Annotated in this window: 19 protein-coding genes; 7 read left to right on the forward strand and 12 right to left on the reverse strand. The window is 50.5% G+C overall.

Going from position 1 to position 19,989, the window contains the following annotated elements; genetic code table 11:
* Positions 1 to 7: 7 nt before the first annotated feature.
* From AC3QL0_RS15705 to AC3QL0_RS15715, 3 genes are all read right to left on the reverse strand, one after another.
* Positions 8 to 286: a DUF493 family protein gene (locus AC3QL0_RS15705; RefSeq protein ID WP_135866118.1), complete on the reverse strand. Its 279-nt coding sequence runs from the start codon at positions 284 to 286 to the stop codon at positions 8 to 10.
* A 5-nt stretch (positions 287 to 291) separates the two neighbouring features.
* Complete coding sequence (locus tag AC3QL0_RS15710; protein WP_493011012.1) at positions 292 to 1,473, reverse strand: D-alanyl-D-alanine carboxypeptidase family protein; 1,182 nt, start codon at positions 1,471 to 1,473, stop codon at positions 292 to 294.
* Between the two features lie 198 nt (positions 1,474 to 1,671).
* On the reverse strand, positions 1,672 to 2,316 hold the full coding sequence (locus tag AC3QL0_RS15715; protein ID WP_493009314.1) for an alpha/beta hydrolase: 645 nt from the start codon (positions 2,314 to 2,316) through the stop codon (positions 1,672 to 1,674).
* Positions 2,317 to 2,391: 75 nt separating this feature from the next.
* Here AC3QL0_RS15715 and AC3QL0_RS15720 point away from each other — a divergent pair, with 75 nt between their 5' ends.
* The 5 genes from AC3QL0_RS15720 to AC3QL0_RS15740 all read left to right on the forward strand — a co-directional run bounded on the left by AC3QL0_RS15720 (position 2,392) and on the right by AC3QL0_RS15740 (position 5,616).
* Positions 2,392 to 3,258 carry a biotin--[acetyl-CoA-carboxylase] ligase gene (locus AC3QL0_RS15720; RefSeq protein ID WP_493009315.1) on the forward strand — a complete coding sequence of 289 codons (867 nt, stop codon included), beginning with the start codon at positions 2,392 to 2,394 and terminating at the stop codon, positions 3,256 to 3,258.
* On the forward strand, positions 3,258 to 4,076 hold the full coding sequence (locus AC3QL0_RS15725; protein WP_493009316.1) for a type III pantothenate kinase: 819 nt from the start codon (positions 3,258 to 3,260) through the stop codon (positions 4,074 to 4,076). The genes AC3QL0_RS15720 and AC3QL0_RS15725 overlap by 1 nt, the downstream gene beginning before the upstream one ends.
* 68 nt (positions 4,077 to 4,144) lie before the next feature.
* Positions 4,145 to 4,309: a hypothetical protein gene (locus AC3QL0_RS15730; protein WP_493009317.1), complete on the forward strand. Its 165-nt coding sequence runs from the start codon at positions 4,145 to 4,147 to the stop codon at positions 4,307 to 4,309.
* Positions 4,310 to 4,338: 29 nt separating this feature from the next.
* Positions 4,339 to 5,169 carry a UTP--glucose-1-phosphate uridylyltransferase GalU gene (gene galU / locus AC3QL0_RS15735; RefSeq protein ID WP_493009318.1) on the forward strand — a complete coding sequence of 277 codons (831 nt, stop codon included), beginning with the start codon at positions 4,339 to 4,341 and terminating at the stop codon, positions 5,167 to 5,169.
* 237 nt (positions 5,170 to 5,406) lie between these two features.
* The gene (locus AC3QL0_RS15740) at positions 5,407 to 5,616 is read left to right on the forward strand and encodes a cold-shock protein (RefSeq protein ID WP_135867225.1); all 210 of its coding nucleotides are present in this window, start codon (positions 5,407 to 5,409) and stop codon (positions 5,614 to 5,616) included.
* Positions 5,617 to 5,719: 103 nt separating this feature from the next.
* On the opposite strand, the gene AC3QL0_RS15745 is transcribed toward AC3QL0_RS15740, so the two are convergent.
* The 5 genes from AC3QL0_RS15745 to AC3QL0_RS15765 all read right to left on the reverse strand — a co-directional run bounded on the left by AC3QL0_RS15745 (position 5,720) and on the right by AC3QL0_RS15765 (position 14,626).
* On the reverse strand, positions 5,720 to 8,065 hold the full coding sequence (locus AC3QL0_RS15745; protein WP_493009319.1) for a DUF3141 domain-containing protein: 2,346 nt from the start codon (positions 8,063 to 8,065) through the stop codon (positions 5,720 to 5,722).
* A 101-nt stretch (positions 8,066 to 8,166) separates the two neighbouring features.
* On the reverse strand, positions 8,167 to 9,291 hold the full coding sequence (locus AC3QL0_RS15750; protein WP_493009320.1) for an ABC-2 transporter permease: 1,125 nt from the start codon (positions 9,289 to 9,291) through the stop codon (positions 8,167 to 8,169).
* A gap of 1 nt (position 9,292) precedes the next feature.
* Positions 9,293 to 12,043, reverse strand: a complete 2,751-nt coding sequence (gene rbbA / locus AC3QL0_RS15755) for a ribosome-associated ATPase/putative transporter RbbA (protein WP_493009321.1) — start codon at positions 12,041 to 12,043, stop codon at positions 9,293 to 9,295.
* 3 nt (positions 12,044 to 12,046) lie between these two features.
* On the reverse strand, positions 12,047 to 13,114 hold the full coding sequence (locus tag AC3QL0_RS15760) for an HlyD family secretion protein (protein WP_493009322.1): 1,068 nt from the start codon (positions 13,112 to 13,114) through the stop codon (positions 12,047 to 12,049).
* Between the two features lie 6 nt (positions 13,115 to 13,120).
* Positions 13,121 to 14,626 carry an efflux transporter outer membrane subunit gene (locus tag AC3QL0_RS15765; RefSeq protein WP_493009323.1) on the reverse strand — a complete coding sequence of 502 codons (1,506 nt, stop codon included), beginning with the start codon at positions 14,624 to 14,626 and terminating at the stop codon, positions 13,121 to 13,123.
* Between the two features lie 83 nt (positions 14,627 to 14,709).
* On the opposite strand from AC3QL0_RS15765, the gene AC3QL0_RS15770 reads away from it, so the two are divergent.
* Positions 14,710 to 15,414, forward strand: a complete 705-nt coding sequence (locus tag AC3QL0_RS15770; protein WP_493009324.1) for a TetR/AcrR family transcriptional regulator — start codon at positions 14,710 to 14,712, stop codon at positions 15,412 to 15,414.
* On the opposite strand, the gene AC3QL0_RS15775 is transcribed toward AC3QL0_RS15770, so the two are convergent.
* Positions 15,411 to 16,745: a 3-deoxy-D-manno-octulosonic acid transferase gene (locus tag AC3QL0_RS15775; RefSeq protein ID WP_493009325.1), complete on the reverse strand. Its 1,335-nt coding sequence runs from the start codon at positions 16,743 to 16,745 to the stop codon at positions 15,411 to 15,413. The two genes, AC3QL0_RS15770 and AC3QL0_RS15775, sit on opposite strands and share 4 nt — an antisense overlap.
* Positions 16,746 to 16,766: 21 nt before the next feature.
* Entirely contained in the window at positions 16,767 to 17,765 is a 999-nt protein-coding gene (gene waaC / locus AC3QL0_RS15780) for a lipopolysaccharide heptosyltransferase I (protein ID WP_493009326.1), read from the reverse strand.
* A gap of 187 nt (positions 17,766 to 17,952) precedes the next feature.
* On the opposite strand from waaC, the gene AC3QL0_RS15785 reads away from it, so the two are divergent.
* Complete coding sequence (locus AC3QL0_RS15785) at positions 17,953 to 18,843, forward strand: DMT family transporter (RefSeq protein ID WP_493009327.1); 891 nt, start codon at positions 17,953 to 17,955, stop codon at positions 18,841 to 18,843.
* Between the two features lie 3 nt (positions 18,844 to 18,846).
* Here AC3QL0_RS15785 and AC3QL0_RS15790 read toward each other — a convergent pair whose 3' ends face one another.
* Together AC3QL0_RS15790 and AC3QL0_RS15795 are read right to left on the reverse strand one after the other, a co-directional pair.
* Positions 18,847 to 19,473 carry a DMP19 family protein gene (locus AC3QL0_RS15790; RefSeq protein WP_493009328.1) on the reverse strand — a complete coding sequence of 209 codons (627 nt, stop codon included), beginning with the start codon at positions 19,471 to 19,473 and terminating at the stop codon, positions 18,847 to 18,849.
* A gap of 80 nt (positions 19,474 to 19,553) precedes the next feature.
* Positions 19,554 to 19,919: a VOC family protein gene (locus AC3QL0_RS15795; protein WP_493009329.1), complete on the reverse strand. Its 366-nt coding sequence runs from the start codon at positions 19,917 to 19,919 to the stop codon at positions 19,554 to 19,556.
* Positions 19,920 to 19,989 lie beyond the last annotated feature (70 nt).

The raw sequence follows: 19,989 nt of genomic DNA on the forward strand, positions 1-19,989 counted from the left end.
TCGGCCATTACAACACCATGGAAACCAATGGATGACCGTGCAACGCACGGTACAGGTTATCCAATTGCTCACGTGATGTGGCCGTGATGCGGAAGGTCAGGCCTACGTAATTGCCATTTTTGCTAGGACGCGACTCAATGGTTGTGATATCAAACACAGGGTCGTGCTCTAGTACCAATGCTGTCAGAACCTCTGCAAACTCCGGCACGGACTTACCCATCACTTTGATGGGGAATTCGCTGGGGTATTCAATCAGTGATTCTTCAGGAGGAATGATTCCAGTCATAATATTTACTCAAACCACATGCGGACTTTATCCGCCATACGACCAAAAAAGCCTGCTTGCGGCACAGCTTCCAAGGCCACCAAATCATCCTGACGCAAAACGGTATCACCCAGCATCAATTTCACCTGGCCCACTTTAGCGTTATCTGCAACTGGCGCAATCAGGGGTTGAGCGTACTCAGCTACTGGCTGCAACTCGCCAGCACGACCACGAGGAACTGTAATCATCACTGGTTTGGTCACGCCCAAGCCTACTGACTCGGCTTCGCCTTCCCACACACGGGCACTGACTACAGGCTGTCTGGCACCGTACAACTCTACTGTTTCAAAGTTCTGGAAGCTCCAGTTCAGCAGCTTCAAGCTGTTTTCTGTACGCGCTGCGTCGTTCGCCGTACCTACTACTACCGAAATAATGCGGCGACCATCGCGCACTGCAGTAGACACCAAGCAGTAACCAGCAGAGTTGGTGTGACCTGTTTTCAGACCATCAACCGTATTGTCCAACCACAGCAAACGGTTGCGGTTAGGCTGTTTGATCTTGTTGTACTCAAATTCTTTTTGACCGTAGTAGTGCAGGTATTGTGGGAAACGTTGCACCAAATTTTGTGCCAACGTACCCAAATCACGTACAGAGGTCAGGTGCGTAACACCAGGTAAACCACTGGCGTTCTCAAAATGCGTTTGAGTCAACCCTTGTCTAGCGGCTTCCTCATTCATCAGCGTTACAAAAGCTTCTTCGCTACCTGCAACCGCTTCTGCCAATGCGACAGTCGCATCGTTACCAGATTGCACGATCACGCCTTGCAGCAGATCATTCACGCTCACTTGAGTATTAGGCTCCACAAACATGCGGGAACCCTCTGTACGCCATGCATACTCAGAGATAGGCACCAACTGATCTAAACTCAATCGCCCTTTTTCCAAGGCATCAAATACCAAGAAAGCTGTCATGAGCTTGGTCAGTGAAGCAGGCTCTACCTGATCATCCAAACCTTGTGCGGCAATGACTTGGCCGCTGTTAGCGTCCAAGCTCAGCCACGCGGTAGCGCCCAAGGTAGGAGCAGGAATAGTAGAAAGCTGGCCTACGGTCTGCACTACACCTGGCTCAATCGCAAAAACGGGCGCAACGGCAGCAGGCAAAGAAAAGCTCAGCACGCCGATCACAGCGGCTGCAACCTTTTTGCGCATAAATAGAGGAGTAATGGGCTGAGTGCGTGCACTCAGCTTGGAACGAATTCGGGACAAAAATTTCATGAGACTGGCGTAATTTCCGGATTAATTTCTGAATGGCCACGCCGGGCGGCTGCATCCCATTATAAGCAGATGACAGGAGCGCAGCACGCTTAGCGCCTGTCACGCATACAATTTTTTACACCCTGCTTTTTCTCAGGCAAATAATTGCAATTGCTGAGCGACCAACTCACGCAGTTGTACCAACTTGCCATGGAAAAAATGAGATGAGTCAGGCAGCACGGTCAAGGCCAGATCTTGGGCTCTGGCAAAGTCCATGGCTTCGGATAAGGGCACTACCTCATCCACTTCACCATGCAACAAATAGGTATGCGCAGGAATCATCAGCTCTCGGAAACGAAAGCGCTCTACAGCGGGGCCCGTCAGAATCAATGAATCCGGTACGCGCTGCTGCTCTTCAGCCAAACAGGAATACAGTTGAGCGGCTACCGAGGTACCAAACGAAAACCCCGCCAACGCCCATTTGCCTGCAGCTAATTCTGGATAGGCAGCTTGGAATTGCTGCACTAACAAACGCATATCAGCCGTTTCACCCTTGGCGTGATCAAAACTGCCTGCCGATGCACCGACTCCGCGAAAATCGGGGCGCACTACCACCAGACCATGCTGAGTACAGGCCTTGGCAATGGTAGTCACCACTTTGTTATTCCGTGCCCCACCATGCAAAGGATGCGGGTGTAACACCAGTGCCCAACCACGAGGCGTGCCTTCTGGCCAATCTACGGCACAATCAATAGCGCCCGCCTCTCCGTTAAAAACCACGTTCCTAATCTGTGTCATAGCTCACAAAATGCCATAATAGCGATACATGTATTCTGCATTCTAACGGAACTTCTACTTCTCGCTGTCATTACCATGTCCGAACATGCGCCTTCCTTAACTTCTCCCAGTCGCATGGTGTCCCAGCTACGCCAAGCTCTGCCTCAATTCCGACGTATTGAATGGGTAGACCGTACTGACTCCACCAACGCCGATTTACTGCAATGGGCCAGGGAAGATAATCCCTCGCTACGCCCATGGCTGCGTGGCGCTCACTTGCAAGATCGCGGTAGAGGGCGTGCAGGCCGTACGTGGAAGAACCGTGAAGGTGCACACCTGATGTTCTCCTGTGCTTTTGACATTTTTGTGCCGCCACCAGCCCTAGCTACCTTATCGCCTTTATGTGGAGTAGCCACGTGCGAGGCCTTGCGTAGCTTGCTGCCAGAGCGCCACCGCGTAGCACTGAAACTTAAATGGCCCAACGATTTGCTGTGGTATGACGCGAAACTAGCGGGCATTCTGACGGAAGTCACCAGAGCCAGTACGGCTCCTGAAAGCAAAGATCATCATGTGGTTGTCATTGGCATAGGGTTGAACTTGAATGATGCACAATCACTGAGCGAATCCTTACAACGCCCTGTCGCCGATTGGGAAAGCATTAGCAACGAATGTGTAGATATGCCTGCTCATCGCCCCAGTGACCTAGTCGCCGCCATGGCAGCAGGTTTGTACACAGCGATGAATGAAGCCACCGCTTACGGCTTTGCCTCACTGCCAGAACGTTTTTCACAAGTAGATGCGTTATTAGGCCAACACATCAATATCGTGCACAACGATAAAATTCTACAAACCGGTATTGCTCAAGGCGTGAACGCCCAAGGGCAATTAATGATGCGTAATGCGCTGGGTACACAGGTAGTGTCTGTGGGTGAGGTGTCGGTCAGGCCTTCTGCACCACGCTAATGGAAATAACAAACACCATGTACGTACTGATAGACATTGGCAACACACGCGTCAAACTGGGGCTACTGGATACAGGTAGCCGTGCACGGTTGCCGTTAACCTTGGCATGTCCACATACGGATCTTAGCCCTATTGCTACATGGTTAAACCAACACCTGAGTTCCCCACCAACGGGGGCCATCGGTGTTAACGTGGCCAGCGAAGCCTTGGCTGCACAAGTACAAGCGCTACTACATGCGCACCAGGTACCTACTATTCAGTGGCAAACTGGTGATACTCCCTGCCAAACCTTGCTCAATCGTTATCAGCACCCTGAACGCTTAGGTGCAGACAGATGGGTATCCGCCATAGGCTTACAGTCACAGGCACCACACTCTGCGTTCTTACACGTCAGTTTTGGCACTGCCACGACGGTTGACGCGATTGTGCCCCACCCCTGTGGACACGAATTCAAAGGCGGCCTGATTCTGCCCGGACCACAACTTATGCAGCATGCGCTAAGCCAAAACACGGCCAGACTAGATGCTATACCAGGAATGCTACAAGATTTCCCCGACCATACTACTGCTGCTATTAGTTCGGGGATCGCTGCCGCACAAGCTGGTGCAGTAGTGCGCCAATGGCTCATCACGCTCGAGGCTGTAGGGCATGCTCCATTGCTGTTATGTAGTGGTGGAGGTAGATCTTTAGTCGAAGCCGAACTAGAGCAGACACTCATGCGTATGCGTCATATAACGGCCTTATCATTGCCTGACCCTATATGGTGCGACACCCCTACCCTAGACGGCTTAGCGATTCTTGCCAATCGTCTCGCGTAGATTCATGCGATCATAAGCGCTACAATCCCCGACATTATTCATAGTCATCACTACTCTCTGATCGCCACATGAAATACATCGCCCTGCTCTGCCTGATTGCAAACGTGGCGCTGCTGGCTTACGGTCAGGGCTTTTTTGGTGTTCAGCCTAGTGAATACGGTCGCAGCATTAGCCCCGCTCCCTTTGTGAACGAGAACGCGGTGACTGTTGGTTCGGCCTTACCTCTGTCTTAACACCACATACTCTGGATGCTGTTATCTTTATGAAACCTGTACGCAAAGCTGTTTTCCCTGTCGCCGGACTTGGTACCCGTTTTCTGCCGGCCACCAAAGCGATGCCCAAAGAAATGCTTCCCGTTGTGGATAAACCGTTAATTCAATATGCGGTAGAAGAAGCGATTGCAGCGGGTGTCACAGAACTGATTTTTATTACAGGACGTAACAAACGAGCCATCGAAGATCACTTCGACAGCATGCCCGAGTTAGAGTCCGAATTAATCAGCAAAAATAAAATTGAATTGCTGGAACGTGTACAAAACATCATTCCTCCGTACGTGAGCTGTATTTACACACGTCAGCCCGCTCCGTTGGGGCTAGGGCACGCTGTATTGTGTGCTGCACCTATCGTGGGTGATGAGCCTTTCTTGGTGTTGTTGGCGGATGACTTGATCGACGCCCAAACGCCTGTAGCACGCCAGTTGGTAGAAGCTGCCCATCAATACAACGGCAGCATTGTAGCCACACAACAAGTAGACCGCCAAGACACTAGTAAATACGGAATTGTGTCTGGTACTAGCGTTGACACCAACACTACACGCTTGCACGGTATTGTGGAAAAGCCACGCCCAGAAGATGCGCCATCCACACAAGCGGTAGTAGGCCGTTACGTACTAGAGCCCGAGATTTTTGAACATTTGCGTAAAACTCAGCCCGGTGCTGGTGGTGAGATTCAACTGACCGATGGTATCGCTAGTTTATTGAAATCTCGTAATGTATTTGCACGCCAATACGAAGGCACTCGCTATGACTGCGGAAGTAAAGATGGCTTTTTTAAAGCTACCGTAGAAATTGGTCGTAAATATCACAACCTTTAAACGCTCCTAGTATTAATACCAGTAGCCTCTATTAACAATTTTATGCGTTAATAATTGTATTCGTATACGGGTTCTGCTTGACGTCAAACAATGCCCGTAATACGATTCGATTCGTAGGTTATCAAGTTAGTTGTAAGTTCGTTCAATGCGGTATCTATATACCAGTTGCCTGATTTTTACACCTTGACAATCTTTTTTTAGAGCACAAGCTCGTCATTTTTAGGGATTGCAACAATCATGCAAACAGAAACTGGTATTGTTAAATGGTTCAACAACGAAAAAGGCTTCGGCTTCATCACTCCTGAGAGCGGTGGCAAAGATCTGTTCGTTCACCACTCCGATATCATTGGTACAGGCTTCAAATCTCTGCAAGAAAACCAACGCGTTTCTTACGAGCCAGCTGAAGGCCAAAAAGGCCCACAAGCCAAATCCGTGCAAGCTCTGTAATTTAGCCTGACACGATATTCGTAAAGAATATTAAAAAAGCCCTGAATTAAATTCAGGGCTTTTTTTATTTCTTCTTAATCTATATCAATAGATTATTATTTTATTATTTATTTTCATTTTCCTGTTTGATATTCGCAACTGTTTTCTTTGCAACTCGTGTCGATACTTTACGTGCTTTAACAGTTTTAACAGGAATAGAAGTTGGGATAGATTTAGTTTCTTCTGTAACAGTTGATGTCAATTTGGCAGCTTGTTCCTGCTTTTCCAATACCGACCCCAATATCACAATGATGCGTTCCAGAGCTTTAGCTTCTGCTTTGGACAACTGGTTCTCACTACTACGCGCCAATCCCAACAAGAACTCTGCCAGCTTACGAATAGCGTCAGGGGTCGCATCTTTCAGTAGAGTAGGAATAGCTTCTATCGCTGCATTTTCATCCATGTGCAGCAACAAGGCTTGTTCGCGCAATAACTGACGAAATGCTGGCCGTTCACTGCCTTTCAGCCAACCCGCTTGATCCATCTGCTCAGCATAGTGAAAATGCCTGTCGTCCGCTTCGCCACGCTCCTTCAATACATAGAACATAGCACGTATAGCCGCTTCTGCCAGCCCACCCTCATCCATACGTTCAGACAAGTGCCGTAAGGTCGCTTCCACATACGCTTTATGCTCTGGCCAATCACCTGGGTGTGGTCGCACATCGGACGTATCGTCTAGCGCTCTCCCTGCCAACGCCTGCATCAGCGGTGAACCATATACCGAGTCAAAGAAAGCGGCATAGCCTTGGTCGCGATTATCTCTATAGTGATTCAGAAACCGAGTAATCGCATCAGACACCTGCTCTTGCCACAACAAGAAAGGATTATCAGCACGCACAGGAGCTCTATTCTCGCGTACCTGCTCGGCTTGCTCACCCAACCATGCTGCAAAAGGATGATTGCTACTCCACCACTCATAAGACGTGCGTAGTGGGTGTAATGTCTGCATCCAGTACGCCGTATAGGGTGTTGCAAATGCACGCACCCACGGCTGCAGTAGATTGCGGTACAAGGCTAAGTTAATCTCTGACACCTTAGCCGCCGCCGCGAAGCGTTTTTCAGACTCCTGATCTGGCTGCACAATGTCACGTACTTCCGCCACACTGCTACGACGCAGTTTCAGCATGTAGGGGTCATCCACAGGGCATGCTGCACGCACCTCATCACAATCCTCTACCGAAGCGTGATAAATACCTGCCGGCAGTAAATCGATAGTGTCTATATGGCTAGTGAATTCTCGGTATTCTTTGCTGCCCACCCGTGACGATACAAAAATCCCCAAATGGCCAATACTATCGTGAGTAGCATAGACAATTGTTTGGTCGTGGCTCAGTACTTCATCGTCATTTCTGTATAAATCAGTAATCCAGCCTAAGGCCTGACCCGGAGGCGTAATATTATCGCCATATGAGCAGAAGACCAGTATAGGTGAGCGGATATTACGCAAATCAATACGCAGACCATCAGAGGTCATTAAACGCGCTGTGGACAACTTATTACCGATGAACAGCTCATCGGCGATGTACTGCATTTCCACGTCATTTAAAAACACATAGCCGCCCCAATATTTCTCAAAATCCAAATATCGAGGGCCTTCAGTATCTACCTTTGCAAATAAGTTATATTGCTTATTCCACAGCGTATTGGCGGGATCTAAATTCTCAAAATTTTCTACCAACCACGCGCCATCAAAGCGGCCATCACCCAAATCGCTGGTCATGGCAGTGAGCCAACTGCCACCCAACAATCCCCCGGTATAGCGCATAGGGTTATCACCCGCCCAGTAAGAGAGCGGCGCACCTGCCACAATAATGGGGCCAAACAGTTCGGGCCATAACGCGGCGGTCATCAGAATCTGCCAACCCGCTTGGCAATTACCGATCACAGCTGGTTTGCCACCCTCACTGTGTTCATGCAGCTTACCTACATGACGTACAAACTCAGCTTCCGCGCGAATCACATCTTCTACGGTCTGGCCGGGTACAGGATCAGGCAAGAACCCCACGAAGTAGCAAGGGTGGCCCGCACTGAGCGCAGCGCCCATTTCGCTTTCCGCCTTGAAGCCGCCAATACCAGGACCGTGCCCCGCTCTGGGATCGATAATAATGAATGGTCGTTTATTCTCATCAACCTTTACACCAGCAGGCGGAATAATACGCATCAAAGAGTAGTTAACTGGGCGTGCCAAATCTTGGCCGCACAACAGCTGTTCATACTCGAACTTCAACACAGTAGGTGCATCTTCCTCCAAGTGCTCACGGTACTGATCACCGCGCTGACGTCGCACATCGGCGTACAAGACGCTACGCTGCCAGAAATCCTTGGCGTACTCCGCTCCCGCTTCGGCGGCATTCCATGCCCAAGAAAAGGGCGTGTTTTCGGAAGGTGGAGTGGGTTTACGACTAGCCATTTTTGCTCTCCCAAAGAGTAGTAAAGCAATCTGAAAAATGCCGCTGCACGAGACACCAAGGTCCTACGTTAACAACCCGCTACACCTTGCTCCCAACGGCCTTAAGCCATCTGATTGATCGTGCTTCTGAAGCGTCGCAACGACAGCAAAAACAGAACAATCCCAATTGCTAACAGGGCTAAGAATGCAGGCCACACCACGGCAAGCCCGGCGCCGCGAAAAAGAATAGCCTGTCCAATTTCTACAAAGTGCGTAGTGGGAGCCACTAACATGATTTTCTGCACCAGCAAGGGCATACTTTCACGCGGTGTCATACCACCGGACAACATTTGCAGCGGTAATAAGATCAACACCAGCAGCAAGCCGAACTGCGGCATACTGCGCGCCAATGTCGCTAAGTAAATACCTAACGATGTCATGGCAAACACACACAAGGCAGCCCCGCACAGGAATAAACCTATGGACCCCTCTATAGGTACCTTTAACAACCCCTGTACCACTAACATCAATGAGGTAAAGGTTGCTAACACCACCACCAGACCCATGGACCAAATTTTGGACACCATGATCTCTCCTGGTGTGACCGGCATAACCAGCAAGTGTTCAATGGTGCCGTGTTCACGCTCACGAATCAGTGCCGCGCCCGTCAGAATGATGGACAGCATCGTTACTGAGTTAATCACTTCTACGATACTACCAAACCAACTGCGCTCAAGCGTCGGGTTAAAACGCTGACGAATTTCTAGGTTAATAGGCAACGCCTCTGTTTTACGGTAACGCTGCAGAAATTCCTGCACCTCGCCATTCACAATCTGTTGGATGTAGTTATTGCCCGTGAAGGCTTGGCTCATACGCGTCGCATCCACGTTCAACTGCACATCTGGACTACGCCCTGCCAACACATCACGCTGGAAACCAGGAGGGATATTCAGCACAAAGGTGTAATCGCCCCTATCCATACCGGCATCCATATCACTCAGCGTAATACGTTGTGGTGTAGTGAACTGCGGTGGATAAAATGCCGAGCTAATACGTGTGGATAACGGTGATTCATCTTCATCCACAATGGCAATCACCGCATTGTGTAAGGTTTCAGGCATGGCTGTAGCACTGGTGTACACCGACACGCTGAAGATATACACAATCAACAGCAATAACATGGGGTCACGCCATAGGCTCCACAGCTCTTTACGTCCCAGCAGAAAGATATTGCGTAACTGTCGCATCTCAATGCTCCTGCTTACGTAGTAACAGCACCGACAACCCAATAATCACCGGTACCGAAATCAACAACGGCACAAATGTAGTCGCCAGATCGTGCAGATTCAGCCCTTTACCAAATACCCCTCGGCTGATGATGAACATATAGGTAGCAGGGTAAATATCCCCCACCAAACGCCCTACTCCCTCTAACGACGACACGGGGTTCAACATACCGGCGAACTGTACAGCCGGAATCAAGGTACCGATCAACGCCAAGAACAAAGCTGCAATCTGACTACGCGTGATAGCTGAAGCTAACAGCCCCATCCCTGTGGAAATAATGGTGAACAGCAAGGCCGCCAAAAACAGTGTTACAAAGCTACCTTTCATCGGCACACCAAACACCGTCACAGCCAACAAGCACATGCACAGGAAGTTCATCAACGCCAACAATACGTAAGGAATTTGCTTACCTAGTAAGAACTCTAAGCGTGTGACTGGCGTCACGTATAGGTTAATGATGGCACCCAATTCTTTCTCGCGCACTACGGCCAACGCAGTCAACATTGCTGGGAACATCAACAGCAGCAACGGAATCACGACTGGCACCATAGCGGGCAAACTGCGTACATCGGGGTTATAGCGATAGCGCGACTCTATACCCGCAGGCAGCGTGAAGTTCACCCCTGCCTGCTGAGCCTGATCCAACAACCAGTGCTGATGTATACCTTGCACATAACCTTGAATAGTTTCTGCACGTGTAGGCATAGCACCATCTATCCACACCCCTATTTCTGCATTCTGACCACGTTTAACGCTCTGCCCAAAACCGGGTGGAATCTCAATTGCCAACGACAACTCACCACTACGCATACGTTGATCTAACTCGTCATAGTCTTGTATGGGTGGTTGCTCGATGAAGTAACGCGAACCCGCCAAGCTCAGCGTGTAGTTCTGGCTGATAGAGGTTTGATCCCTATCCAACACCCCATAGCGTAAGTCCTCTACGTCTAGGCTGATCCCGTAGCCCATGATGAACATCATGATGAGTGAACCCGCCAACGCCAACGTAGCCCGTATAGGGTCACGCTGTAATTCCAGCGCTTCACGCCATGTGTAGCTCAACAAGCGCTGTAGGCTGAAGCGTTTCTGCTTATGTAGCGTGGCAGCTGCTGGCTCGGCCACAGCTTCGTGCAACGCTTCTGCTTCACTAGGCTTGCTACCCATGGTTTCGCCACTGGCTTCTAACAAATAGCCAATAAACGCTTCTTCCAGTGTTGCCGCACCACGTTTTTCTACCAGTTTCGCAGGGGCATCACTGTCCAGCACTTTACCGGCGTGCATCATGGACATGCGGTCACAACGTGCCGCTTCGTTCATGAAGTGCGTAGAAATAAAGATCGTGACTTTATCTCTACGTGACAGCTCTACCAACAACCGCCAGAAACCATCCCTAGCTACCGGGTCCACACCGGAAGTGGGCTCATCTAGTATCAAGAGTTCTGGCTTGTGTACCATCGCCACGGCCAATGAAAGACGTTGGCGTATACCCAATGGCAAACTGGACGGTAAGCTATGCCGCACTTGGCTTAAATCAAAACGCTGCACCATCTCATCAATACGCTCGTCTAGTTCCGCTTCAGGAACGTGGAACAATTGCGCATGCAGCACCAAGTTTTGCTCTACCGTCAGCTCGCTATACAGCGAGAACGCTTGGGACATATAACCCACACGACGACGCGTATCCAAATCATGAGGATCCACCTCATGACCAAACAGCCAGGCTTGACCACGTGTTGCCGGCAACAAGCCCGTCAACATTTTCATGGTGGTAGATTTCCCGCAGCCGTTCGAACCCAAGAAACCGAAAATCTCGCCGCGGCGTATACGAAAGGACACGCTATCTACCGCAACAAAGTCACCAAAACACATGGTGAGATCTTCGGCCTCAATAGCGATATCGTCATCGTCTACGTCTAACGGTGGAATTACCACCGGTGCGTGGCCTTGTTTTTTGGACTCTGGCAGCAGCTCAATAAAGGCCTCTTCCAGATTATTTTTGCCTGTACGCTCAAAAAACTCCTCGGGCGTACCCGTGGCCAGCACCTGGCCATCGTCCATTGCCACCAGCCAGTCAAAGCGCTGTGCTTCGTCCATGTAGGCAGTAGCCACAATCACGCTCATGCTGGGCCGATCTACACGAATACTGTCGATCAAATCCCAGAACTGCGCACGCGCCAACGGATCCACACCAGTGGTGGGTTCGTCCAGAATCAGGAAATCAGGATCGTGAATTAACGCGCAACACAAGCCCAGTTTTTGCTTCATCCCACCAGACAACTTACCCGCAGGACGTGACAAAAACGGAAGCAAACCCGTGGCTGCTGTCAGCTCATCAATACGGCGTCTACGCTCGGCAGCATCGTGGCCGAACAACCGGCCAAAGAACTGCAGGTTTTCTTCTACGGAGAGTGTGAAGTACAGGTTCTTACCCAAGCCTTGGGGCATATAGGCAATATTCGGGCACACATCATCACGGTGTTCTTTGCTGGCCATATCGCCGCCCAGCACATCGATACGCCCTTTTTGGATCGCCCGCGCACCCGCCAGCAACGACAGTAAGCTTGACTTACCCACCCCGTCAGGACCCAGCAACCCTACCATGCACCCGGCAGGAATATCCAGATTCAATCCCTGCAGGGCTACCGTTTCACCGTAGTGTTGCCATACATCCCGAACCTGGGCAACCACTGCAGGGCTACCTTGTTCAGCCATGGCTTACTCCGTTACTGAAACGACATTGGATAATGAGGCAGGCCAGGATGCATCAGCATCCAGCTTGATCCACGCTACACCTGGCAAGCCCACTTTGACTTGCTCCATGTATTTACGCAGCAATTCTGGTGAGATGTGCGCACGCACGCGGAACATCAATTTTTGGCGCTCATTCGCAGTTTCTACCGTTTTAGGGGTGAACTGCGCATTGCTGGCTACAAATGATACTTTGGCAGGAATCACCATGTTCGGTGCGGCATCCAACACAATACGTACGTCAGTACCAATGGCTACACGACCGGCCACCGACTCAGGCAGGAAGAAAGTCATATACACATCTTCCAAGTCCAGCAAGTTCAGCACTTTACCGCCTGCGCCCAACACTTCACCTGGTTGCGCAATACGGAACTGCACACGACCTGCACGCGGTGCTTTCAATTCGCTATCGCGTAGATCGGCATCAATACGAGCAATGGTAGCCTCAGCTGCTTTCACAGTGGACTGTGCACCAATCAGTTGTGCCTTGGCCGCTTCTACCGCCGCATCTGACGAGGCTGCTTGTGCTTTGGTCGCGGCCAGTACAGCTTCTGCGCCACGTACTCGTGCACGGTCATCGTCCAACTCTTGCACCGAGGCAGCACCTTCTCGGGACAGTGTGCGTGAACGTGCCAATCGACGTTGTGCGGCGTCTAACTCGGCTTCACGTTGAGCAATCAGGGCTCGAGCAGCCAACACATCGCTTTCACGCAGACGTACTTGAGCTTGTGCAGCGGCTACGCCGTGCTCAGCCTGCTGATAACTGGCTACTGCTTCGTCACGCTGTGCCAACAACACATCCACTTGCATGGACGCCAACGGTTGGTCTTTAGTTACAAAATCGCCTTCGCGCACCGCGATACTGTTAATACGACCGCCCAACTTGGCAGCCACATCTACTTCTGTCGCCTCAATACGCCCGTTTCCCTTTACGAAGGCATCGCCCAACCCATCATCGTTGTACCATTCCCAGCCCTTCCAGAGCAGGCCCAGGGCAATCAAAACACCAGCTACCACCACAATTTGCTTCTTCATTGTGCATTACTCTCTTTGACTCGCAACATTCTCTGAGGCAGGCGTTGCCTTAACCTCTTCCTTGGACTGCTGTGTGCCGCCACCTAAGGCGGCGTATAACCCTACCTGGCTAGCTAACAGTTCATAACGCACTTGCACCAGTTGCTGACCTGCGGCCAACAAATCGCGCTCTGCATCCAGAACTTCTAGATACGCTGCCGAACCATTGTCGTAACGTAACTGCGCCAATCGTGCTCTCTCTGCTTGAGCCTGTTCGGCTTTGCGCTGAATAATCAGCTGCTCGCTTAACCAATACTGAGCAGACAACGCATCGGACACTTCTCTAAACGCTGTCTGAATCGTTTTTTCGTATTCTGCCACCTGCATAGAATGTCGTACCTCGGCTATATCAAGGTTTGCTTGTCTACGCCCGGTATCGAAAATAGGTAATGAAATAACTGGCACAAATGTCCATGCTCTACTGCCGGATGAAAACAAATCATCTAACTCAGCACTCGCCGTACCCAAGCTGGACGTCAGCGCAATACGGGGCAAGAAAGCAGCACGTGCAGCACCAATATCGGCATTAGCAGCACGTAGCTGGTATTCTGCCGCCATGATGTCAGGACGATTCAGCAATAAATCAGATGGTAGACCAGGCGTGAGGGCCACCATTGCATTTTGTGTGTCTAAAGGTGGCAACGACCCAGGCAAACTAATGTCTGTGCCCACTAATTGATACAGAGCATGCCATTGTGCCGCACGCGCTTGTTGCAAACTTACATGCAATGCCTGAGCTTGGTGCAACAAGGTTTCTACTTGCGTCAGGTCTAGGCGTGAGGTTGCCCCCTCTTCATAGCGACGCTTAAAAATTCGGTACGACTTTTCGCGGGTTTCCACAGTGCGCTGCGCTAACGCTTCACGCTCATCCAGCCCACGCAATTGAAAATAGCCGTCAGCCACTTGCGAGATTAACGCCACACGAACGGCTTGCTGTGCGGCTTCTGTGGCTAACCAGCGTTGTAATGCTGCATCTTTTAGGTTGCGTACACGCCCCCAAAGATCGATTTCCCAACTATTAAAGCCAACTTCAGCACGGTACTCACTACCTACACGTGACCGCCCTGTTGGTGATAGGTCAGCAGGCACTCGCCCACGAGCACCTTGCCCACCGACGTTTACTGTTGGTAATTGGTCTGCACGTTGTATGCGAAAAGCAGCTTGTGCTTCTTCCATACGCAGGATAGCCAAACGTAAATCACGGTTATTTTCTAATGCAACCTGAATGAGCTGTTGCAGTTGAGGGTCCGTAAAGTAGCTTTGCCAAGGTAAACTAGCGGCTACCGAGGCGTTTAGATTCTGATCAGACTTCGTGTCTACAGGCCACTGAGCGGGTATGGGAGACGGTGGAGCTTCATAGTTAGGAGCCAGTGACATGCACCCACTTAGAGCCAAAACTGCCAACACCACTGTAGGTCGTTGCAGCCATTTAGCAGTGCCCGTACTCAACACAGGCTTTATTGTGTAAACCATGCTCTGTTTCACAGTATGAAAAGATTTGATAGAATAAAACGTCCGGTCGGTTGTTTTGTATTATACAGAAGTTCAGCATTATTATGATTACCAGCCACCATCCTTGTACGCCCAACCCTGACTCCTGTGCTACTTCGCCTACAGAAGAGGCGAAAACCACAGAGAAAAAGCCGCGTCGGCGTTATCTACCTGCTGCCAAGCGCAAGCAGGAAATTTTGGATGCTGCTCTCACTGAGTTCGCCAGCAATGGGTACTCTAGTACCACCATGGAAAGCATTGCGGCTACGGCCAAAATATCCAAGGCGGGTATTTATGCCCATTACCGCAGCAAGGAAGAAATCTTCCAAGCGCTGATGATGACGGTGCTTACGCCTGTTAAGCCTGTGGATTCTTCATGGATGCCAGAAAACGAAAATCCATCAGTTGAAGAAATTGTGGATGCCTTTCTGGCACAGCAATACGACAAACTGGAAGATCCAGCCGTACTGACTACCTTTAGATTGCTGATCTCTGAAAGTGTGCGTGTGCCTGAGTTGATTCAACACTGGCACTCTCACATCATTGATAGACGTGTTCAGCGAGATCAAGAGATTGTGGATGAATGTGTGCGTCGTGGCTTGCTACGTAAAAGCCCTATTACCGACAACTTCTTCTTGGCTGCAGCACCGTCCCTACAATGGGTAATTCTGGCCGTGCTGTTTAATGACACAGATACCGAAAGACTGCATAACCTGCGTCATGCACACCGCGAACTGCTGTTAGAGCTGTTACGACCTTTAGCAGTTTAAGGCTGTTGGCGCTGCAGGATCTCGTTAATCCCGCCAATCACACGCTGTACTGATCCCTTATGCTGCTGCACCCAGTGCAGCCCAGCATCGGACATGCTTTCTAGCTTGTGTCGGTCTTCTAGTAGCTCCATTGCCTGTTTAACCGCCATCGCTGCATTCGCTGCACGCAACGCCGCACCTTCCAAGATGGCATCGGTCACAGCTTGCTCAAAATTACGCGTATTGGAACCCACAATCACCGGCACGCCCAACGCGCATGCTTCAATGAAGTTTTGTCCGCCCAAGGGTGCAAAACTGCCCGCCACAATAGCCACTTGCGCCTGTGCATAATACCAAGGCATTTCGCCTAGGCTATCGCCCAAGACCACATCTGCCTCTTTGCACATAGTGACGGCAGAACTGCAACCATCGCCCGCTTTCAGCAAATCAGTACGACGACACACATTCAACCCTTGTGCATTCAACAAATCAAAGGCTGACTCAAAGCGCTGTGGGTGACGGGGAATTAAATAAAATAAGGTGCGCTGAGCGGGATCCAAATCCATCTGCTGCTCTTTGCGTATTTGGCGAGTAAGTTCGGGGATGAACATATCATCTTCACCCTCACGTGTACTCGCCACCAACACCACACGTCTGCCTACACTGCTTGCAAAGCTGCGACCTCGTTTGACTTGTTCCTCTGACAACTGCACATCAAACTTGAAGTTGCCTGATACCCGCACCGCATGGCCGCCTGCCTGCTCCAAACGCTGAGCATCGTGCAAGGTTTGCGCATAAATCTCAGTAAAACGTGAATACGCAACGCGCATCATGCTGCCTATACGCAAGCTTTGGCGCAATGACTGATCTGAAAAGCGTGCACTAGCCAGCACCACAGGCAAACGCGCTTTACTCGCGGCATACATCAAGTTCGGCCACACCTCACGCTCAATCATGACGGCAATGGCGGGTTGATAATGGCGTATAAACCGCTTGCACGCCCCAGGGAAATCGTAAGGCAGCCACTGCTGGAACAGACGCCCCTCTTCGATTTCCTGAGCAAACATACGCTTACCTTCGGCCCTACCTGTGTAGGTCAAATGCGTGAGCAAAATAATGTGATCCTGCTTTAGCAACGCAGCAATCAACGGCTGAGCCGCACGGATTTCACCCAAGCTAACCGCATGAATCCAAATAGGCTTGGATTGCCAGTGGGGCCCACGGTAATAGCCAAAGCGCTTAGCACCCAAGATGTCCCAACGTCCGCCTACACGCCGCGCCCGTAGCCCCATCCATCCCAACAGCAATGGTGAGAACAAACGCAGCAGTAGAGTGTAGAAAAAACGATTCACAGTTGGGTAATCATCGTGGATTTATGGCGTATAGAAGCCATCGGCTCCGGTGAGCATCTCATTTCTAGGCGAGCTTAAGGCTTGATTGATTGCACTTAAGACTGTTTCCGCAGAAGGCTCTCTGCCACGTTCGCCCAAACTTGCCGTATACGCTGATCCCTCTAGGGGAGTGCGTACTGGTGTAGACGCTTTATAAATACCAATAGTAGGGCGACCCAACCCCGCAGACAAGTGTGTTAGGCCACTATCCAAGCCTACCATTAAGGTTGCGCCTGCTAGTTGGTCCGCCACCTCAGACAACGCCATACGCGGCATTACCTGCGCATCTGGTCTGCCTTTAATGAGTGCTTCAGCTCTAGCACTTTCCGCCGGACTACCGGCCAACAAACGCAGCGATAACCCTCGGTTTTGTAAGTCGTCAAACACGCGCAACCAATTCGCGGGTGCCCACAACTTATCATCCCTACTGGCTGAAGGCATGATAATGGCATACGGCTGCACTGGCACACGTTTGCTAATGGCTTGCAACCCAAAGTCTGGGGCACCCTCGTATTGATAGCCAAATGTTGCGGCAGCCAACGTACGTTGACGTATAACCGCAGGTTGCCAGAATTCGACCCTATGCTTTACGTTATAAAACAGTGACGCTAAAGGCTCACGGGCAGATTTCCAATCCAAACCATGACGCACCCCATGCGTTTGGCGCACGATCCAAATGGATTTCATTAATGCCTGCATATCCAGCACGATGTCGTAACGCTTGTTAGCCAACTGCTGCTTCAACTGCTGACGCTCGGCGCGTACTTGAGCTGACCACCACCCTTTACGCCAGCGTCTATGCGCCACTGTGATGACATTACGCACAGCCGGATGCCAAGCAGGGATTTCGGCAAACGCCTCTTCCGCTACCCAGTCAATACGGGCGTCTGGCACATGCCTTGCTATGTCAGAGATAGCAGGCAGCATATGCACTAAGTCGCCTAGCGAAGAAGTGCGTACGATTAGAATTTCACAGGTCATCTTTGCATTATAGCGTAGGGGAAATGCAGCGATTCAACGTCCCTGCATTTCTTTTTCTCAACGTTTTTTCATCTTTTACAACATTCCCCACTCTTTTTACTAGGACCTCGGACAAGGTGTAGCAAACAAGGGATAATCATTTACATAAATAATAATTTCCACGACGAGACACCGCAGGAATCGCTTCATGGCTGCACCCAATCCCATCTTTGGCATTTTGCTTTTGATTCTTTCCTCTTGGTCGCTTTCTGGCCTTGACGCCAGTGGAAAGTGGATTATGGGGGCCGGCGCCTCGCTAATCTTACTCTGCTGGGTGCGCTATACCGTGCATTTGGGGTTGATTTTAATGATCACCCTACCCTCTAAAGGCTTGTCGGTCTTGCGTATACGCTACCCAGGGTTGCAGATGCTGCGCGGCACGGTCGCACTGGTAGGTACTTTTACCTTTTTCACTGCCTTACATTACCTGCCCCAAGCGGAAGCCACGGCTATCAATTTTCTGTCGCCATTACTGATGCTGGCGGTAGCACCGTGGGTATTAAAAGAACCTATGCGCATTTCTCGCTGGGTTGCAGCAGCAACGGGGTTTGCTGGTGTGTTGATTATTATTAGACCCAGTTCTGGCTTAGATATGGTGGGTGTAGCGTGGGGATTAACTACCGCCTGTTTGTTCGCAGTGCAGCATATCGTGACGCGTAAACTCGCCTTGGATGACGCGTTTAGCACCTTAATCTGGGGTGGTATTACAGGCTCTGTACTCAGTGCGGTGCTGGTGCCCTTTCACTGGCAAGAAATCAGCGGCATTTTGGCAGGCTTTGATCTCACCCAATGGCTGATTCTGCTCTCTACCGGTTTCTGGGGTGGGTTGGGCCACTTATTGCAAATACAGGCCTATCAACGCGCCCCCGCCTCGATGCTGGCACCGTTTTTATACCTGCAGATTGTGAGCGCTGCCACCTTAGGTTGGTTGGTGTGGGGACACTTCCCTGATGCACTAACCTGGTTGGGTATCGCCATTATTTGTAGCAGCGGCATTGTGATTGGCATCATTGAGTGGCGTCGCCAAGCACAAAGCTAAGGCTTATAGATAATGCCGCACCACCAGTTCAGGTAACGGTTCTGGGTAATCCCAGAACGCCTGATCCAACTCGTACATGAGGTCGTTATCTTCCTCTGTGATCAGCACCGGTAAATCGCTAAGCGCTACATTAGCGTCGGCTTGCCCATATGGCACCACTAATGCATACATCTGCTGCACTATGTGCAACATATCGCTAGAACCAATTACCTCCAACGCCCGGATGGCTGTTAGACAGTTTTCTTCGCCCCAATTACAAAAGAACTGCAAAAAACCACCATTATTCACGTCAGCCTCTAAACGCCACAACGCTACTAATTCCTGATCACGTTGAGGAAGTCGAGTGACATCCCACTCGTTATTGGCTACTTGCTTCAAGGCAGCATCGTACAAAGAGTCTTGCAACAGATCCCACACCGACACCATGCCCGTAGGAAAAGGCTTCCAGAGTTGCGGCCAATTCACACCATAACCGTCCTCGGTCAGCGCCCATTCTAGACGCTCTGCTGGTGATGCTTTCTCTACCCGTACATAGCGTTGTATAGGCGTACTGAGCGTACTCCCATTGTGCAAACTCAACACAATATCGCTATCTGTAATCTGAACCTCTGAAATGCCGTACGCGTCCATGCTTAGTCCTATTGCGGTATCCATACGCTGTTGGGTAGTGCCCTGATTATAAAGCGCGGTAATACGGATGCTGCTCACACTTAGGCATCGGGCATACATACACGTAATCTGTGCCCATCCAGATCCAAAGCCACAAATGTTTGGCCAAACACCGCTTGCATCAAAGGTTGCTCTATCACTACGCCCAACGCCTGCCATCGCGCAAACAGGGCTTGTACCTCTGCTTCCGTATCCACCATAAACGCCATTTCTGAGCGATGGCCTTGCCCACCCGAGACGAAATCCCTCGCACTTGTAGACCACAATCCAATGCTTACCCCATGAAACGAAAATGCTGCATACGTAGGAAACACGGCGTCTGGGGCCTGCTCAAACAGTTTTTCGTAGAACGTACTGCTACGCACTGGGTCGTTCACATACAAGATCAATAAATTTGGTATTAGCATACTGATGTCCTCAAAGACGCTGAAAACATCATGCTACTAGCTACTACTGCCAAAAAATGTCAGTATTGAA

The organism is Paenalcaligenes sp. GW821-LYS-B07-1, from assembly GCF_058803365.1.

Excerpts from the sequence above, each read along its gene's own strand:
- rbbA (WP_493009321.1), bottom strand. The coding sequence starts at position 12,043 with ATGGCTGAACAAGGTAGCCCTGCAGTGGTTGCCCAGGTTCGGGATGTA.
- AC3QL0_RS15730 (WP_493009317.1), top strand. The coding sequence starts at position 4,145 with ATGAAATACATCGCCCTGCTCTGCCTGATTGCAAACGTGGCGCTGCTG.
- AC3QL0_RS15750 (WP_493009320.1), bottom strand. The coding sequence starts at position 9,291 with ATGCGACAGTTACGCAATATCTTTCTGCTGGGACGTAAAGAGCTGTGG.
- AC3QL0_RS15795 (WP_493009329.1), bottom strand. The coding sequence starts at position 19,919 with ATGCTAATACCAAATTTATTGATCTTGTATGTGAACGACCCAGTGCGT.
- AC3QL0_RS15770 (WP_493009324.1), top strand. The coding sequence starts at position 14,710 with ATGATTACCAGCCACCATCCTTGTACGCCCAACCCTGACTCCTGTGCT.
- AC3QL0_RS15705 (WP_135866118.1), bottom strand. The coding sequence starts at position 286 with ATGACTGGAATCATTCCTCCTGAAGAATCACTGATTGAATACCCCAGC.
- AC3QL0_RS15785 (WP_493009327.1), top strand. The coding sequence starts at position 17,953 with ATGGCTGCACCCAATCCCATCTTTGGCATTTTGCTTTTGATTCTTTCC.
- AC3QL0_RS15790 (WP_493009328.1), bottom strand. The coding sequence starts at position 19,473 with ATGGACGCGTACGGCATTTCAGAGGTTCAGATTACAGATAGCGATATT.
- AC3QL0_RS15720 (WP_493009315.1), top strand. The coding sequence starts at position 2,392 with ATGTCCGAACATGCGCCTTCCTTAACTTCTCCCAGTCGCATGGTGTCC.
- AC3QL0_RS15740 (WP_135867225.1), top strand. The coding sequence starts at position 5,407 with ATGCAAACAGAAACTGGTATTGTTAAATGGTTCAACAACGAAAAAGGC.
- waaC (WP_493009326.1), bottom strand. The coding sequence starts at position 17,765 with ATGACCTGTGAAATTCTAATCGTACGCACTTCTTCGCTAGGCGACTTA.
- AC3QL0_RS15710 (WP_493011012.1), bottom strand. The coding sequence starts at position 1,473 with ATGCGCAAAAAGGTTGCAGCCGCTGTGATCGGCGTGCTGAGCTTTTCT.
- AC3QL0_RS15745 (WP_493009319.1), bottom strand. The coding sequence starts at position 8,065 with ATGGCTAGTCGTAAACCCACTCCACCTTCCGAAAACACGCCCTTTTCT.
- galU (WP_493009318.1), top strand. The coding sequence starts at position 4,339 with ATGAAACCTGTACGCAAAGCTGTTTTCCCTGTCGCCGGACTTGGTACC.
- AC3QL0_RS15725 (WP_493009316.1), top strand. The coding sequence starts at position 3,258 with ATGGAAATAACAAACACCATGTACGTACTGATAGACATTGGCAACACA.
- AC3QL0_RS15715 (WP_493009314.1), bottom strand. The coding sequence starts at position 2,316 with ATGACACAGATTAGGAACGTGGTTTTTAACGGAGAGGCGGGCGCTATT.
- AC3QL0_RS15760 (WP_493009322.1), bottom strand. The coding sequence starts at position 13,114 with ATGAAGAAGCAAATTGTGGTGGTAGCTGGTGTTTTGATTGCCCTGGGC.
- AC3QL0_RS15765 (WP_493009323.1), bottom strand. The coding sequence starts at position 14,626 with ATGGTTTACACAATAAAGCCTGTGTTGAGTACGGGCACTGCTAAATGG.